Genomic DNA, 202 nt, shown 5'->3' with positions numbered 1-202 from the left:
CGGGTCTTGTGGACGTGCCGGGCATCGGGGTCGACGACGGACACGATCCGCTCGGGTGCGGTTGCGCGGGTGATGCGCCAGCGTCCGTCGCGGCCGTCGGAGTCGTCGGCGGGCTCGACGTCCTGCCCGGCGACCAGGGCCAGCAGGCCCACCGCGTTCGCGGCCTTCTCGCCGAGTTGCCGCTCGGGCAGGTGGCCCAGCA

The 202-nt window shown here is 74.8% G+C and carries 1 pseudogene; it reads right to left on the bottom strand.

What is annotated here, in order from left to right:
- Positions 1-202, bottom strand: a pseudogene (locus OO57_RS38275) (IS5/IS1182 family transposase); the annotation flags it as partial.

This window comes from Kitasatospora phosalacinea (assembly GCF_000717185.1).
Taxonomy (GTDB): domain Bacteria; phylum Actinomycetota; class Actinomycetes; order Streptomycetales; family Streptomycetaceae; genus Kitasatospora; species Kitasatospora phosalacinea_A.
The sequence above is the reverse complement of the archived record's forward strand: the minus strand, read 5'-3'. Positions and strand labels throughout refer to the sequence as shown.